Annotated in this window: 18 protein-coding genes; 9 read left to right on the forward strand and 9 right to left on the reverse strand. The window is 50.5% G+C overall.

Annotation, left to right across the window (positions count from 1 at the left end; all coding sequences use genetic code 11):
* Positions 1–6 precede the first annotated feature (6 nt).
* Together OGY04_RS06275 and OGY04_RS06280 are read left to right on the forward strand one after the other, a co-directional pair.
* Positions 7–384, forward strand: coding sequence for a hypothetical protein (locus OGY04_RS06275; protein ID WP_048235393.1), 378 nt, complete (start codon positions 7–9; stop codon positions 382–384).
* 52 nt (positions 385–436) lie between these two features.
* On the forward strand, positions 437–1,273 hold the full coding sequence (locus OGY04_RS06280) for a DMT family transporter (RefSeq protein WP_153753091.1): 837 nt from the start codon (positions 437–439) through the stop codon (positions 1,271–1,273).
* A gap of 9 nt (positions 1,274–1,282) precedes the next feature.
* On the opposite strand, the gene OGY04_RS06285 is transcribed toward OGY04_RS06280, so the two are convergent.
* Positions 1,283–1,804, reverse strand: a complete 522-nt coding sequence (locus OGY04_RS06285) for a GNAT family N-acetyltransferase (protein ID WP_048226507.1) — start codon at positions 1,802–1,804, stop codon at positions 1,283–1,285.
* Positions 1,805–1,914: 110 nt separating this feature from the next.
* Between OGY04_RS06285 and tam the strand changes: the two genes are divergently transcribed.
* Both tam and OGY04_RS06295 read left to right on the forward strand, forming a co-directional pair.
* Complete coding sequence (gene tam / locus OGY04_RS06290; protein WP_286584977.1) at positions 1,915–2,673, forward strand: trans-aconitate 2-methyltransferase; 759 nt, start codon at positions 1,915–1,917, stop codon at positions 2,671–2,673.
* Between the two features lie 131 nt (positions 2,674–2,804).
* On the forward strand, positions 2,805–3,182 hold the full coding sequence (locus OGY04_RS06295; protein ID WP_003832953.1) for a GFA family protein: 378 nt from the start codon (positions 2,805–2,807) through the stop codon (positions 3,180–3,182).
* On the opposite strand, the gene OGY04_RS06300 is transcribed toward OGY04_RS06295, so the two are convergent.
* From OGY04_RS06300 to sad, 7 genes are all read right to left on the reverse strand, one after another.
* Complete coding sequence (locus OGY04_RS06300; protein ID WP_048235395.1) at positions 3,179–4,093, reverse strand: bestrophin family protein; 915 nt, start codon at positions 4,091–4,093, stop codon at positions 3,179–3,181. The genes OGY04_RS06295 and OGY04_RS06300 overlap by 4 nt on opposite strands.
* A 215-nt stretch (positions 4,094–4,308) precedes the next feature.
* The gene (locus tag OGY04_RS06305) at positions 4,309–5,760 is read right to left on the reverse strand and encodes a tagaturonate reductase (RefSeq protein WP_191214674.1); all 1,452 of its coding nucleotides are present in this window, start codon (positions 5,758–5,760) and stop codon (positions 4,309–4,311) included.
* A 106-nt stretch (positions 5,761–5,866) separates the two neighbouring features.
* On the reverse strand, positions 5,867–6,394 hold the full coding sequence (locus OGY04_RS06310; RefSeq protein WP_137377908.1) for a GNAT family N-acetyltransferase: 528 nt from the start codon (positions 6,392–6,394) through the stop codon (positions 5,867–5,869).
* Between the two features lie 80 nt (positions 6,395–6,474).
* A complete protein-coding gene (locus OGY04_RS06315) occupies positions 6,475–6,834 on the reverse strand; it encodes a DUF4186 domain-containing protein (RefSeq protein WP_008784753.1) in 360 nt (119 codons plus the stop codon).
* Positions 6,834–7,760, reverse strand: a complete 927-nt coding sequence (gene glsB / locus OGY04_RS06320) for a glutaminase B (protein WP_003832944.1) — start codon at positions 7,758–7,760, stop codon at positions 6,834–6,836. Before glsB ends, OGY04_RS06315 begins: the two co-directional genes overlap by 1 nt.
* A gap of 62 nt (positions 7,761–7,822) precedes the next feature.
* Positions 7,823–9,400 carry a methyl-accepting chemotaxis protein gene (locus tag OGY04_RS06325; protein ID WP_008784752.1) on the reverse strand — a complete coding sequence of 526 codons (1,578 nt, stop codon included), beginning with the start codon at positions 9,398–9,400 and terminating at the stop codon, positions 7,823–7,825.
* Positions 9,401–9,503: 103 nt separating this feature from the next.
* Complete coding sequence (sad, locus tag OGY04_RS06330; protein WP_286584979.1) at positions 9,504–10,892, reverse strand: succinate-semialdehyde dehydrogenase; 1,389 nt, start codon at positions 10,890–10,892, stop codon at positions 9,504–9,506.
* A 102-nt stretch (positions 10,893–10,994) separates the two neighbouring features.
* Here sad and ptrR point away from each other — a divergent pair, with 102 nt between their 5' ends.
* Positions 10,995–11,870 carry a putrescine utilization regulator PtrR gene (gene ptrR, locus OGY04_RS06335; RefSeq protein WP_286584981.1) on the forward strand — a complete coding sequence of 292 codons (876 nt, stop codon included), beginning with the start codon at positions 10,995–10,997 and terminating at the stop codon, positions 11,868–11,870.
* A gap of 222 nt (positions 11,871–12,092) precedes the next feature.
* Entirely contained in the window at positions 12,093–13,289 is a 1,197-nt protein-coding gene (locus tag OGY04_RS06340; protein ID WP_032943422.1) for a sugar transporter, read from the forward strand.
* A 43-nt stretch (positions 13,290–13,332) separates the two neighbouring features.
* Here OGY04_RS06340 and OGY04_RS06345 read toward each other — a convergent pair whose 3' ends face one another.
* Complete coding sequence (locus OGY04_RS06345; RefSeq protein WP_003832936.1) at positions 13,333–13,998, reverse strand: MarC family NAAT transporter; 666 nt, start codon at positions 13,996–13,998, stop codon at positions 13,333–13,335.
* A gap of 257 nt (positions 13,999–14,255) precedes the next feature.
* Here OGY04_RS06345 and marR point away from each other — a divergent pair, with 257 nt between their 5' ends.
* The 3 genes from marR to marB are packed head-to-tail and all read left to right on the forward strand — an operon-like array spanning position 14,256 to position 15,341.
* Entirely contained in the window at positions 14,256–14,690 is a 435-nt protein-coding gene (marR, locus tag OGY04_RS06350; protein ID WP_003832935.1) for a multiple antibiotic resistance transcriptional regulator MarR, read from the forward strand.
* Between the two features lie 18 nt (positions 14,691–14,708).
* A complete protein-coding gene (gene marA / locus OGY04_RS06355) occupies positions 14,709–15,092 on the forward strand; it encodes an MDR efflux pump AcrAB transcriptional activator MarA (protein WP_003032424.1) in 384 nt (127 codons plus the stop codon).
* A gap of 30 nt (positions 15,093–15,122) precedes the next feature.
* The gene (gene marB, locus OGY04_RS06360; RefSeq protein ID WP_003832934.1) at positions 15,123–15,341 is read left to right on the forward strand and encodes a multiple antibiotic resistance protein MarB; all 219 of its coding nucleotides are present in this window, start codon (positions 15,123–15,125) and stop codon (positions 15,339–15,341) included.
* Positions 15,342–15,533 lie beyond the last annotated feature (192 nt).

A 15,533-nucleotide genomic window follows, 5' to 3' on the forward strand; every position in this document is an offset into this window, starting at 1 on the left:
CAGTCCATGTTCCTAAAAGACGATAACATCTTCTTACGTATCATATTATTACTACTTTCTACCTCTACGCTGTCGAGTTGCACATTAACCCGTGTTTCCGACAGCACACATGCCAAAGAGGTCGATGAGCTGAATGTTATTGGTCTGAGCCTGGAGGGAGCAAGGCAAAGAGCAACTGAAAAAGGTTTTGTGTGCAGCGAATACGGAAACGTGAACACGGTTGTAACCGAACAGGGTGAGCATCGATGGCTACAAACTGAATGCAGCAAGAAAAGTGCTGAGCTGTTCTGCCCGCAAATGCGTTTTGTCGTTCTTAATGTCGATCCCAACACGAATAGAGTCGTTGATGTTGGCAATTATGTTAATCAACACACCTGTTTTTAAAGACAACACCTGCATCTTGCGCTAATTATCGTATCGACTAAAGGACGTTATCTTGCTCATCAGAATCATCATCGCAATGGTCGCATTTGCCGGCAACTCCGTACTTTGCCGACTCGCATTGAAGGGGATGCATGCTGATGCTATTTCATTCAGCAGCCTCCGGTTGATAAGTGGCGCAATTGCCCTTTTCTTTTTTATTGCGATAACATCTGACAGCAGAAAATTTGAGTTCAAGTGGTTAAATGCCCTGCTCCTTTGTATCTATGTTTTTTCATTCTCCATTGCCTATGTTTCTCTCAGCACCGGTGCTGGTGCCCTGCTGCTCTTTGGTACCGTTCAGCTCGTCATGACAGTTTGGGGGATAGCTCAGGGAGAAAAGCTCGTAATTTTAAAAATAACAGGAATACTCGGGGCATTGGCTGGAATAGCCATATTGCTGCTTCCTGGTGCAGAACGCCCTTCCTTGTATGCTGCAATAATGATGGTTATTGCTGGGTTAGCCTGGGCTTTCTACAGTATCACAGGGAAAAAAATCACGGATGCTGCTGCCTCAACCGGGGGGAATTTCATCCTGGCAATCCCGGTCGCATTGATTATCCCTCTGTTCTTCCGCTCTCATCTTCATATTGATATATATGGATTAGTTCTGGGCGTGCTTTCTGGTGCAATTACATCGGGAGGTGCATATCTGCTCTGGTATTCATTGCTCCCCTTACTTAGGTCCACAACGGCCAGTACTATTCAACTCAGCGTACCTTGTCTGGCCACTCTCGGTGGGATCCTATTTTTGGGCGAAACGCTCACCGTCAGAATCCTTCTCGCAAGCGTCATTATTTTGGCTGGAATTGGCTTAGTTATTTTCTCTGATATGAGAAAAGGAGCAAAATAGACTGATTAATTATCGGCAAAGACGATACAGAACATGTTGTGCCAATCGATGATCTGGCGGCAACGCGGGATGCGTAAACTCTTCTGTTTTATTCATACCAAGTCGTATCATCAGATTCTCTGACGGTTTATTCAGCACAGAAGTAAACGAAACGACTTCATTTAACGCCAGTACGTCAAAAGCAAATGCAAGACTCGCTTGCGCGGCTTCTAACGCCAGACCCTGGTGCCAGTATGCTTTAGCAAGGCGCCAGCCAATTTCGGTACAGGGTGAAAAATGAAATTTATCAGGTTGTGGATGCAACCCCACACAGCCCACAAACTGGTGTGTTTCTTTTAGCTCTACGGCCCAAAATCCCCAGCCGCGTTCTGCAATACCTTCACTAAATCTATCGGCCAGGTTATCGCTTTCAGCTTTCTGTAGCGGCGCGGGGAAAAAACGCATCACGTCAGAATCGGCATTGAGTGCAGCAAAAGGGGCTCGGTCTTTAGCCTCCCACTGTCGTAATATCAACCTTGATGTTTCCAGCATATTCCTGCCCTTATCATTCATTTTCATATAATCTTCTAAAATAAGTGGCTCATCGGCAAGGTCTTATACCGTCCTTTTCCGACTTTTCCTCTCATACTGGAGATTTATACATGGCCGACTGGAACCCTTCGCTTTATCTGCAATATGCAACTGAACGTTCAAGACCCGCAGCAGAATTACTCAGCCGTGTGGCGTTAGAAAATGTCCGCTCAGTTGTTGATCTAGGTTGTGGTCCGGGAAACAGTACGGCATTGCTGCATCAGCGCTGGCCCACGGCAAAGACAACAGGTGTCGATTCTTCACCTGCTATGCTGAATGAAGCGCGCAACGCATTACCTGACTGCCATTTTATCGAAGCGGATATTAGCCAGTTTCAGCCCGAGCATCCCGTGGATCTGCTTTATGCAAATGCGTCGTTACAGTGGGTGCCCGATCACTATGAATTATTCCCACATTTGGTCTCACAACTGAGTCACAACGGCGTTCTGGCCGTGCAAATGCCGGATAACTGGCTGGAGCCCACGCATGTACTGATGCGCGAAGTGGCTTATGAACAAGATTACCCCGACCGGGGGCGTGCTCCGCTTCCTGGCGTTCACGCCTACTATGATATTTTGACCGAAGCGGGTTGTGATTTGGATATCTGGCGTACAACGTATTATCACATTATGGATTCGCATCAGGCGATTATCGACTGGGTAAGCTCAACGGGACTACGCCCCTGGTTGCAGGATTTGAGCGAAAGCGAGCAGCGTCATTACCTGGCTCGCTACCATGAACTGCTTCAGGATCAATATCCGTTGCAGGAAAACGGCAATATTTTGCTGGCATTTCCGCGGTTGTTTATTGTTGCCAGACGCAATAGTTAAGCGTTTATCATCAGACAGATCACAGGACAGGGCTACCGAGTATGCGCGCCCTCGCCTTTTTATCATAAGGATCTAGTGGCTATGTCAGGCATCTGCTAGTGTCTTGCCACATGTTTCTGACGGGGGTTGTTATGTCTAAAGTCTACATTGGTGGGTGTCTGTGTGGCTCGATCCGCTTCACTGCCAGCAGTCCTAATAATTCCCATACCTGCTCATGCGATATATGCCGGAAACATACGGGGGCCCCGACTGTCGTCTGGATTGAGTTTGATGCAGAAAATGTAGAATGGACGGGAAAAGCCGGAAAACCAACAACCTGGCGCTCATCTGAAACCACCAGTCGGGCTTTTTGCCCTCAGTGCGGTAGTTCCGTGGGCGCCATCGATGACGCTCCGGTCATTGCGCTTTTAGCCGGCGCTTTTGACGATCCTAATGATGAAGATTTGGCGCCGGAGTTTCATTCGTTTTCTGATATGCGGCCAGCATGGTGGGAAACAGAACGAAACTAAGTTAGTTGGTAATGTTTATCCGGCATATGTTTTGCTGGCACATTAGTTTCATCGTTCATTTGCAGTAAATCGATTTCGATTGCATTGCAAATCGCATCCAGCGGCAGATCATTGTTCTCAGTACCAAACGGATCTTCAAGCTCTTCCGCAAGCGCATCGAGCGAGATAAAAGTATAGGAAATAAGCACTGAAATAAACGGCGTCATGTAGTGAAGATCCACCACCAACGCGAATGGCAGCATGATACAAAACAGATAAACAGTGCGATGAAGGATCAAAGTATAAGCAAACGGAACGGGTGTATTCGCGATTCGCTCACAACCTGCCAGTACTGCCGACATATCATTTAATCTGTTGTTTAAACTATGAAATAATATATCGGACAGCTGTCCATCACGTCTGCGTATGGCCAACCACTCCCCCATCAGCAACAAAATGCGGTTTGCTGGCGATTGTGCGGCAAATACCGTCTGCAGATCTTTCTCGCTGAGATATTTCGCCAACGGCTCTGCCTGTGGGTTTCGACGTAATGTCATGCGTAAACAGTGGGCAAATGCGATTTGCAGACGAACAAACTGCCCCAGTTCAGCGTCATCCGGTAAGGTGGTTTTCACCTCGCGAAGTAGCGATCGGGAAGCAATCATCAACTGTCCCCACAGGTGTCTGGCTTCGACATAACGTGAATAGCAGGCGTTATTGCGAAAACCTAAAAAGATAGCAATCGCCACGCCCAGAATACTGAACGGTGCCAGGGTAAATTTGATACCCAACATCGTATACCAGGGCAACATGATGATAACGGCGATGGAGAGCAGGAAGTTCAGCAGCAACCGTGAGAATATTTTAGATAATACTGAACCATGCCAGACGAATATCAGGCGCAGCCAGTGTTGTTGGGGACGAACGATCATGGTTATCTTCGGGAAAATGTGAAATCCGTCACATTAGACGCGATAGCGATCAATGTTGCAAGTTAATCGCAACATTAACCCAACAACTTTTACCCTGCTTAAAATGAAGCCGCACCTAAGTCACAGACCGGGTTTATGATATAAACCACACAGTATGTTGTAACTAATGTATATCCAGAAAAAACCCGGCCTGAGCCGGGTTGTCGGTAGTCGTCTTAGCAAAGTGGCTTAACGGCTTCACGCATACCTTTTGCCAGAATGGTATCCAGATCGGCAGAGACCTGTTCCACCAGTCCAGAAACCTGCGTCAGATCTTGTTCCCAGTGTTCTTTGACACCCAGTACAGATTTGACCAACGCTTCGGTACTTATCTGGCGATCGCGATGCTGGGACCACAGCTGTTGAAAACGCTCTATCCAGTGCGCATCATCCTGAACCGGATAAGACTCACCGTTGCGCTCTCCACGATAAAAAGCAATTAACGCGGCAAGCGCAAACGTCAAACGCGCCGGCAGCTTACCGCTGTCCTGTTGCCCTGCCAGCAGTTGCGGCAATATACGGGTGCGGAATTTGGTCATGCCATTCAGGGCAATCGACAGCAGCTGATGTTTGATGTACGGATTGCAGAATCGACCGGTTACCGCGCTGGCAAAAGAAGCTAACTCATCACGTGGTAAATCCAGTACCGGAATGATCTCTTCATAGATCGCTTTCTCCACGAAAGCACAAATCTCAGCGTCATTCATCGCCTCACCCACGGTGTCCAACCCTGCCTGCCAGGCAACAGGGACCAGCGCGGTGTGAGCACCGTTGAGAATCGCCACTTTGCGCTCTTTGTACGGCTTGATGTCATCCACGATCAGGACATTCAGCGGATACTTATCCAGACGTAGTTCTGCTGCTAATGACTTCGGCCCCTGAATGACAAACAGATAGAAATGTTCTGCGGTATCGAGGAAAGCATCATGATAGCCCAGTTCAGCTTCGAGCTTAGCTACCTCATCACGCGGATAGCCGGTAACAATACGGTCCACCAGCGTGGAGCAAAATGCATTGGCCTGATCCAGCCACTGAATAAACGCTTCCGGCAGCGCCCATTCCTGAGCGTAGCGCAGAACCAGTTCACGCAGCGCATCGCCGTTATAATCAATCAGTTCGCAAGGGATGATAATCCAGCCTTTATCCAATGCGCCGTTAAAATAGCTGAAGCGTTCGAACAGCAGACGCGTCAGTTTAGCCGGATAACTAACCGCTGGCGCGTCGTCAAACTTATCGCCTGCGTGGTAACTGATACCTGCTTCCGTGGTGTTAGAGAACACAAAACGCATATCAGGATTATGCGCCAGCTTCAGGAACTCATCGTATTCGCTATAGACGCTGATTTCACGGTTAACTGAACGAATTAGACGGGCATCACTGACGGCCTCACCCTTCTCATTCAAACCACGAATGATAGTGGTATAGAGGCCATCCTGCGTACTCAGCGATGGCGGGAAGGAACTTTCGATAGGACGAACAATGACCACACCAGCGTTCAGATCGGTATGCTCGTTCAGCAGATCTACCTGCCAGTCTACAAAGGCGCGCAGGAAGTTTCCTTCACCAAACTGAATAATGCGTTCAGGATACTGAGCACCGGGGAAATCGCGACGATTTAGTGTTTGCACAATGGGTTCCCTTTATGATTAGTCATACAACTTGATTGAATTGGTCCAATAGGTTAGCAAACTTTAATACATTGAAACCCTGTTTTGATCAATCCCCGGCGACAAATTAGAGCGTTTTATAGAAAAGTGTGGTTCCGGTCAGCGTCCCGTCGGGCATTTGGGCATAGTCAGGTATCACCCCTACCTTTTTCCACCCACAATTGTGGTAGAACAACTCCGCACCACTGCCCGTCGCCGTATCAAGCACCAGCAGCGTTTTACCTTGTTGACGCGCGCAACTTTCCAGTTCATTCATCAATTCACGGGCCAGGCCACCGCGTCGCGCTGAAGGGTGAACCAGCAGTTTGGCGACATCAGCACGATGAGGTTGATTTTCGGGTTGATCGATAATGAGTTGGACGGTACCGACAAGCCCCCCCTGCGCATTCTGCGTACCAAGAACGATCCGTTCTCCGCGAGAAACACTTTGCGCGACCTTCATCCAGAAAGGCTCTGATTTTTCCCGATTAAAGGGCAGCATAAAACTGATGGAGGCGCCGTCATTGACGCACTGTTCAAGAACATCGCTGAGCTCGTCGATTCGCGACAGAATCTGTGCCGCGCTCAGCACAAAGCAGGGTTTGCCGGAAGCCATGGTTTCTCCTTAGATTGACCCCTTCATACTGCTTTTAACAATTAAACAACACAAGGGGGCATATCATAGGATAATGTTATCTATGGCTTGTTCATTTGGAGCACTAGCCAGTGGTAAATAACCGTGACAACGTAACGTTGCTGTTCATCGTTTAGCGCTACACCCTGAGGTATATCATGCCATTTCGCCAGACACCCTCGACAGCACGTCGCCGTAGCATGTTGAGCAATAAATACCGGGTGACCACGCATAGGAGTCTGTTTTCCATCATTGGCGGGAAACGCAGGTGCCAGTCGTTTAGCTATAAAATCCGCAGCATGTTGTTCGATAACTGGCGCCCCTTTATCCAGACAATACTGCCTTTCTTTCTGACCAAGACGAAACCGCGAGCGAAACGTTGATTTCGCCAGCCGGGCAAAAAGAGGATCGAGCGTTTTCATCAGTAAACCGAGCGCCCCAGCTGTTGTGTTAATTGCTCCAGCACGGCGATACCGGCCAGAGAATTTCCCGCCGGATCCAGTTCCGGACTCCAGACAGCAATCGCCATCTCGTGTGGCACGATCGCCACGATGCCGCCACCCACGCCTGATTTCGCCGGAAGCCCGACCCGCCAGGCAAATTCCCCTGCGTTCTGATACATGCCGCTGGTCGCCATCAGCGCATTGATCTGCCGGGCCTGCATCGGTGTGACCACAGGCTCAGCAAGATGAAATGCATGCCCTTGATTTGCCAAAAAGACAAAAGTCCGCGCCAGTTCCACACAGCTCATTTTCAGCGCGCAGTAGTGAAAATAGTTCTGCAAAACGGTGGGCACGTCATGGTGAAAATTGCCGAAGGATTTCATCAGCCAGGCAATAGCGGCGTTACGCGCCGAGTGCTCAAACTCCGATCGCGCGACCGTCGCATCATAGGCGATATCCGAAACGCCGCTTAATGCCCGCACCACTTCCAGCATCCGTTGACGCGGTGCGCTTAGACGCCCTTGCAGCATATCGCAAACCACCAGCGCCCCGGCATTAATAAAGGGGTTGCGAGGGATACCCTGCTCCATTTCCAGCTGCACCAGGGAGTTAAAAGGATGACCGGAAGGATCTTTGCCGACGCGCTGCCAGATCTCCTCTTCCTGATAGTGACGCATCGCCACGACCAGACTGAGCACCTTTGAAATCGACTGAATAGAAAAACGTTCTTGCGCATCTCCCGCCTGATAGTGCTGCCCATCAACGGTACAGATAGCAATACCCAGTTTTGAACCGTCGACGGATGCTAATGCCGGAATGTAGTCAGCGACTTTACCCTGACCAATCAGCGGACGAACCTGCTGCACAATGGTCTCTAAAATTGAATTGTCCATGGCCCTGGCCACAACATGCTCCTTGCTCGCAGGTATGAAAGGCCTGCGAGTATAACAGAGCTGAATACGCAGCGTCAGGCCGGAAGGCGGAATCTGGCCACGGCCTGCATAAGCTGGTTAGATTCATGGTGAAGCTGTAAGGAAGAATCAGATGCAGCATTCACCAGATCACTGGTTTGTCGGGCTTCGCCGTTCAGGACATGGAGCTGACGGGTTAACTGGTGAATACTGTTCCCCTGATTTAACGTTGCAGTCGAAATGTCGTTCAGTAACGCGCCGAGGTTTTCCACCAGTGCGATAACCTGCTGCAAATTCTTATCCAGTCCGTTAACCGCGTGAAAGCCCTCTTCAATGCCCTGTAACGAGTGTTTAATCAGTGTCTGAATGTTTTGCGTAGACTGACCACTTTTTCGCGCCAGCAGCCCAACTTCTTTCGCAACCACGGCAAACCCGCGCCCTTGCTCCCCGGCATGTGCTGCCTCGATTGCCGCGTTAAGAGCCAGGATATTTGTCTGAAATGCAATGTTGTCGATAAGCGTTGTAATCCCTCGCATTTCAGACGAGCGAGTCACAATCGCCTGCATTGACGCATTTACCGTCGCCATCATTCGGTCTCCACCTGCCGCAATATCACGCGCCTGCACTGCGCGTTGATTCGCCAGTTCAGCAAAGCCACTGTTATCCTCAACATGCGTTTCCAGAACCGAAATATGCGATGTCACAGTGCTCAACTCTTCACTTTGTTTTGCCGACTGCTGGTATAGTTGTTTATTGTTCTGCGCAAGTTCGTTGATATTTCCTACCATTGCGGTGGTGGCATCATTCACCTGCCGCACCAGCGCGCAGAGCCCCTGCTGCATTGCAGCAATACGCGAACTTAATTGCGTCACTTCCCGATTAAACTGACTCACCTGCGGGGCTGGCCGAGAAAGATCACCCGCCGCTAAAATATCGATATGATCGATCAGCCGTCGCAGCGGCATAATCACCCAACGGAACATACTACGCCAGACCAGAAAGGCGATAACCACCAGCACCAGAGGAATAAACAAAAATAGATTCTGTAAACGCTCAAGACTGGTCAACAGCTGCTGACGCCCAGCTTCCGCATGTCGCCCACTGTCCTGCTGAAAGCGCGCGTAATTACCGTTAAAGTCTGTCTGAAAGGCCTGCACGGGTACGGCAAAAAACGCATCAATGGAACCTGACTGCATCAGCCCATCCGCCTGCTCCTGAATACCGCTATAAAAACGCTGATAGCTCTCAGTTAGATCCGGATCCGACTGCGGCTTCATATCCCGCCAGGCATCCCATGCACTTTTTGACTGCGCCAGCGCCCGATACGCCTCTTCCATTAACGGACGCCAACTCCCGTCCGAACCGGTGGCGGCATCCTGCATAAAATAAATTCCCGCACGGTTAAGTAAATCGCTGGCAGATAATAACGCCACCCGCGCTTCATCGACCTTTGCCTGCTGCAAAAGCGCGAGTTGATTACGCCCTTCATTATGCTGTGCGTCGCTGACTGAGGCCGAGAGCATCAAGGAGGACACGACCTGCAAAACAGAGAACAGCGCAATAATGCAAAAAATGCCGGTTAACAGACCGAACTGACGGGGTATTAGACGATGGAAAATTTGCGTTATGTTCATATTACTCTTCTGTATCAAAGCGTTAGCTGCGAGTGTACGGAGAGTAAATGACAGAAAAATTGCAGAAATAAGACAGGTGCCCCCAGCGGAGGCACCCACACCATCAAAGGCGGTTTTTCCAGACGGTCTGCACGTTACAAAACTCATGCAGGCCAAAGTGAGAAAGTTCGCGGCCAAAGCCACTTTTCTTCACACCACCAAACGCAACGCGGGCATCGCTGGCGCTGTAACCATTGATAAATACGCCACCACACTCCAGGCGTGACGCCATCTTCTGCGCCAGCGCTTCATCCGCAGTAAACACCGTGGCGGATAAGCCGAAATCACTGTCATTCGCCAGCGCTAAGGCATGTTCAGCATTCTTCGCCACGGTAATTGCCGCAACCGGACCAAACAGCTCCTGGCGGAACGCCGTCATCTCTGGAGTGACATCGCCCAGTACCGTCACGGTATAGTAATTGCCCTGACCCGCAATTTTTTCCCCGCCGAGAAGTAACCGTGCCCCTTCGGAAAGGGTGGCTTCTACCTGCTGGTGCAGCTCATCACGCAGATCAAATCGCGCCATCGGCCCCAGATCGTTTTCTTCGTTCAGCGGATCGCCCATTTTGAGCGCGCTCGCAGCGGCCACAAAGCGTGAAGTAAACTCTGCCGCAATCCCTTCTTCGATAATAAAGCGCTTGGCTGCCGCACAAACCTGCCCGGTGTTCTGATAACGCCCAGCGACCGCCGCCTTAACGGCCAGATCGAGGTCAGCATTATTGAGGACAATAAACGGATCGGAGCCGCCCAGTTCAAGCACACATTTTTTCAGAGCGGCCCCAGCCTGAGCGCCAATCGCCGCACCGGCACGTACACTGCCTGTCACCGTTACCGCCGTAATACGCGGGTCATTGATCATCTGACTGACCCCGGTGTTATCGGCATTCACCCAACCGTAAACCCCCGCGGGTACACCCGCATCAGCGAAAACCTGCGCAATAATTGCAGCACAGCCGGTTACGTTAGGCGCATGCTTTAACAGGTAGCCATTTCCGGCCAACAGAATCGGGACGGCACCTCGCATTACCTGCCAGAGCGGGAAGTTCCACGGCATGATCGCCAGAATGGTTCCTAGCGGACGATATTCAATCACTGCCTGGTTATTCTCCACCAGCGTAGGTTCCGGATTGAGCATCGCCGGTCCATGCTCGGCGTACCAGTCACACAATGCAGCTGACTTGGCGACTTCAGCACGCGCCTGCTTAATGGGTTTACCCATTTCACGTGAGATACACTGCGCCATCTCTTCCGCACGATGGCGCAGAGATTGCCCGATCTGGCGCAGCGTTTGCGCACGGTGCTCAACGGAAGTATGTTTCCATTCGCTATAGCCATTCGCGGCAAGGTTCAGCGCATGATCAATCTCTTCCGCGCTGGCCCACGGCGTCGCCGTCAGCCTTTCACCGCTGGCAGGGTCAATGGAAATCGCATGTGTTGCTGCTGTGATAGTCATAAGTGCCTCTCTTTATCGCAGGGTATGGTTATATCATGAGCATATTTACTCTTTCTGAAAAATGAATAATATTAACCATACCATTCACGAATAGAGAAGATTATGGATCTGACGCAGCTGGAAATGTTCAATGCCGTCGCGGAGACTGGCAGTATTACACAGGCCGCCGCGAAAGTGCATCGCGTGCCATCCAATCTCACCACCCGTATACGTCAGCTTGAAGCCGACCTGGGCGTTGATCTGTTTATTCGTGAAAACCAGCGCCTGCGGCTTTCCCCATCCGGGCACAACTTTTTGCGCTACAGCCAGCGGATCCTGGCACTGGTTGAGGAAGCCAGGATGGTCGTCGCCGGGGATGAGCCACAAGGACTCTTCTCTCTCGGCTCGCTTGAAAGTACAGCAGCAGTTCGCATCCCCGCTACGCTGGCTGAATATAATCAGCGTTACCCCAAAATTCAGTTCGCGCTGGCGACAGGTCCTTCAGGCACAATGCTGGACGGCGTACTCGACGGAACATTGAACGCGGCCTTTGTCGATGGCCCAATTACCCATCCGGGACTTGAAGGAATGCCGGTCTACCGTGAAGAGATGATGATCGTGACGCCGCACGGCCATCCCCCCATTCAGCGGGCCAGCGACGTCAACGGTTGCAGTATTTACGCCTTTCGTGCCAACTGTTCCTATCGCCGCCATTTTGAAAGCTGGTTTCATGCCGATCGCGCCATGCCCGGCACCATTCATGAAATGGAGTCATATCACGGTATGCTGGCCTGCGTCATTGCCGGCGCGGGTATCGCACTGATCCCGCGTTCGATGCTGGAGAGCATGCCTGGGCATCATCAGGTCAACGCCTGGCCGCTAAGCGAGAACTGGCGCTGGCTGAAAACATGGCTGGTCTGGCGCAGAGGTGCAATGACACGGCAACTGGAAGCGTTTATTGAGGTGTTGAACCCTCAGTTATCACAGAGCACGGAGTAACTGGCAATCCTCAAAGAACATGAATACCTTTAAATCCGGGTGAAGTCATACGCCCGGAATTTCATTATTATTGAAATACTTAAAAATCCAAGGAATGTTCGGCAGCACATTGTGGCGCCCTGCCAATGAAATGAGATCCACATCACAAAATGATTGTATTTTCGCCAGCAAACGTTTTAAGATCGTGGCCTTACCTTTTCGCAGCTAATCCTCTTATTTGATATGACAACAGACACTGTTTCCCGCAAGGTCGCGTGGCTACGGGTAGTTACGCTTGCCATTGCCGGTTTTATTTTCAATACCACCGAGTTTGTTCCTGTCGGCTTGCTGTCCGACATCGCACAAAGCTTCAATATGCAGACCGCTCAGGTCGGGATCATGCTGACGATCTACGCCTGGGTTGTCGCCCTGATGTCGCTCCCTTTTATGTTACTTACCAGTCAGGTGGAGCGCCGAAAACTGCTGATCTGTCTGTTTGTTGTGTTTATCGCCAGCCATGTGCTCTCTTTCCTGGCATGGAATTTTACCGTGCTGGTAATTAGCCGTATTGGTATTGCTTTTGCGCACGCTATTTTCTGGTCGATTACCGCATCGCTGGCGATCCGCCTGGCCCCTGCAGGTAAACGTGCACAGGCTCTCAGCCTGATTGCCACTGGCACCGCACTGGCGATGGTGTTGGGGCTGCCAATCGGGCGTATCGTCGGTCAGTATTTTGGCTGGCGCACGACCTTCTTCGCCATCGGTATGGGGGCGTTAGTTACCCTGCTTTGCCTGATTAAGCTCCTGCCCAAACTCCCCAGTGAGCACTCCGGCTCTTTAAAAAGCCTGCCGGTGTTATTCCATCGTCCGGCATTGATGAGTCTGTATCTACTGACGGTGATTGTGGTCACCGCACATTACACGGCCTACAGCTATATCGAGCCGTTTGTGCAGACCGTCGCGGGTCTGAGCGCAAACTTTGCTACCGTGCTGTTGCTGGTTCTGGGTGGCGCGGGAATTGTCGGTAGCGTCATTTTCGGTAAGCTGGGGAATCTGCATGCGTCAGTGCTGATTAGCAGTGCCATTGCCCTGTTGACGGTATGTCTGGTGCTGTTACTTCCCGCTGCTGACAGCGAAATGCACCTTGCTGTCCTGAGTATTTTCTGGGGCGTCGCCATCATGCTGATAGGTCTGGGAATGCAGGTGAAAGTGCTGGCGCTTGCTCCGGATGCGACTGACGTCGCAATGGCACTGTTCTCAGGTATCTTTAATATCGGTATTGGCGCTGGTGCGCTGGTAGGCAATCAGGTGAGTTTACACTGGTCGATGTCTACGATTGGTTACGTCGGCGCAGTGCCTGCCGTTGCCGCGTTGATATGGTCGGTGATTATCTTTCGTAAATGGCCGGTATCGTTGGAAGAACAGCCTCAGCATTCGTGAAAAATGCGCCCGGTAGACATTAACGATTACCGGGCACAGCGTTCTAAGCGTAGGTTTTAATAATTTCCAGCACGCCGTTAATAATAAACTGCACGCCCATACACACCAGTAAGAAGCCCATCAAACGAGAAATCGCTTCGATACCACCTTTGCCGACGAGGCGCATGATCCCCCCGGAACTGCGCAAACAGCCCCACAGGATAATCCCAACAACCGCAAAAATAATCGGCGGTGCGACCATGATCACCCAGTCCGGAAATTCGGAACCATGACGCACGGTTGACGCGGAACTGATGATCATCGCAATCGTCCCCGGACCGGCAGTGCTTGGCATAGCCAACGGTACAAAGGCGATATTGGCAGTCGGCTCGTCTTCCAGCTCTTCTGACTTACTTCTCGCTTCCGGAGAATCATGCGCCTTCTGCTGCGGAAACAGCATCCGGAAGCCGATAAACGCAACGATTAACCCACCCGCAATACGTAGTCCGGGAATCGAAATCCCGAAGGTATTCATCACAAGTTGCCCGGCATAGTACGCCACCATCATGATGGCAAACACGTAAACGGACGCCATGAGTGACTGACGGTTACGCTCTGCGCTGTTCATATTGCCGGCAAGGCCAAGGAACAACGCTACGGTGGTTAACGGGTTTGCCAACGGTAACAGGACTACCAGCCCCAGCCCTATTGCTTTAAACAAGTCCATCATAATGTCATCTTTCCTGTGCGTTAATCGTCAACGGCAAGTATACGGTGAAATCCGCGAGATAAGCCATTTTCGCGATGTAAGGATTCATTTTTCATCCACGCGTATAAACCATAATTATCAGATCGTTAAAATTTCACTCATCGGATGTTGAGTCTGATGATTTAACAAAACGTGGCATTTGCTGACTCATTCATTTGACTTATATTTGCCTAAGCAATAATATCAGCCGTGACTAACTACTTGCCAGGGCAACCATTGTGAAAAACACCAGTGATCTGTTTAACGAAATCATCCCACTGGGTCGTTTGATCTATATGGTTAATCAGAAAAAAGATCGTTTGCTAAACGACTATCTGTCACCGCTGGATATCACGGCATCGCAGTTCAAGGTGCTCTGCTCCATCCGTTGCGCGGTGTGCATCACCCCTGTCGAATTGAAAAAAGTGCTGTCTGTCGACCTTGGCGCCCTGACGCGGATGCTGGACAGACTGGCCTGTAAAGGCTGGATCGAAAGGCTTCCGAATCCACATGACAAGCGTGGCGTGCTGGTGAAACTCACTGAGCATGGCGCAGCAATTTGCGAGCAGTGTCATCAATTAGTAGGGCAAGACCTGCACCAGGAACTAACAAAAAACTTAACGGCGGATGAAGTAGCCACACTTGAGCACTTGCTTAAGAGAATCCTGCCGTAAACAGAAAGAGGTATGACGATGTCCAGACGCAATACTGACACAATCACTATTCATAGCATTTTGGACTGGATCGAAAATAACCTTGAATCGCCGCTCTCGCTGGAAAAAGTGTCTGAGCGTTCAGGTTACTCCAAATGGCACCTGCAACGGATGTTTAAAAAAGAAACCGGCCATTCACTGGGTCAATACATTCGCAGCCGTAAAATGACTGAAATAGCGCAAAAATTAAAAGAGAGTAACGAGCCCATTCTTTATCTGGCAGAGCGTTACGGTTTTGAGTCTCAGCAGACGCTGACCCGGACATTCAAAAACTATTTTGATGTTCCGCCGCATAAGTACCGTATGACGAATATGCACGGCGAATCACGCTATTTGCTTCCACTCAATCAATGTAATTGCTAATCGCCAGTTAACGACGTAACCGAGGAAATCATGAAACTTCTGTCTTATGCAATGCTGGCCCTGCTGTTTGTTGTTTCGGGCCAGAGCATGGCGGAACAGACCGCGCAACCTGCCACCCAGAACAGTCGCGACGCGATGATTATGCCCCCTGCGCACGATCAGTCCCCGTTCGATTTTAATCATATGGGTGCAGGCAGCGACAAGTCCGACGAATTAGGTGTGCCTTATTACAATATGCGCAACCTGTAATTATATTGCCCAGCAACTGCGGTAATGCCTGTCAGTTAGCGCCTCAGTTTCAGTAAGCATCAACCTGTGCTGGCGGAGGTAAATAACATGCTATCTAGGAGAAAGAGTTCCGTTCACCTCATGTGCATTGCTTCTCTAAAACACTGACTCCTGTGAACGTGTAAAGGGCGTTCTCCGCCACGCCCTTTACAA

This window comes from Citrobacter sp. Cpo091 (assembly GCF_030332645.1).
GTDB lineage: Bacteria > Pseudomonadota > Gammaproteobacteria > Enterobacterales > Enterobacteriaceae > Citrobacter > Citrobacter portucalensis.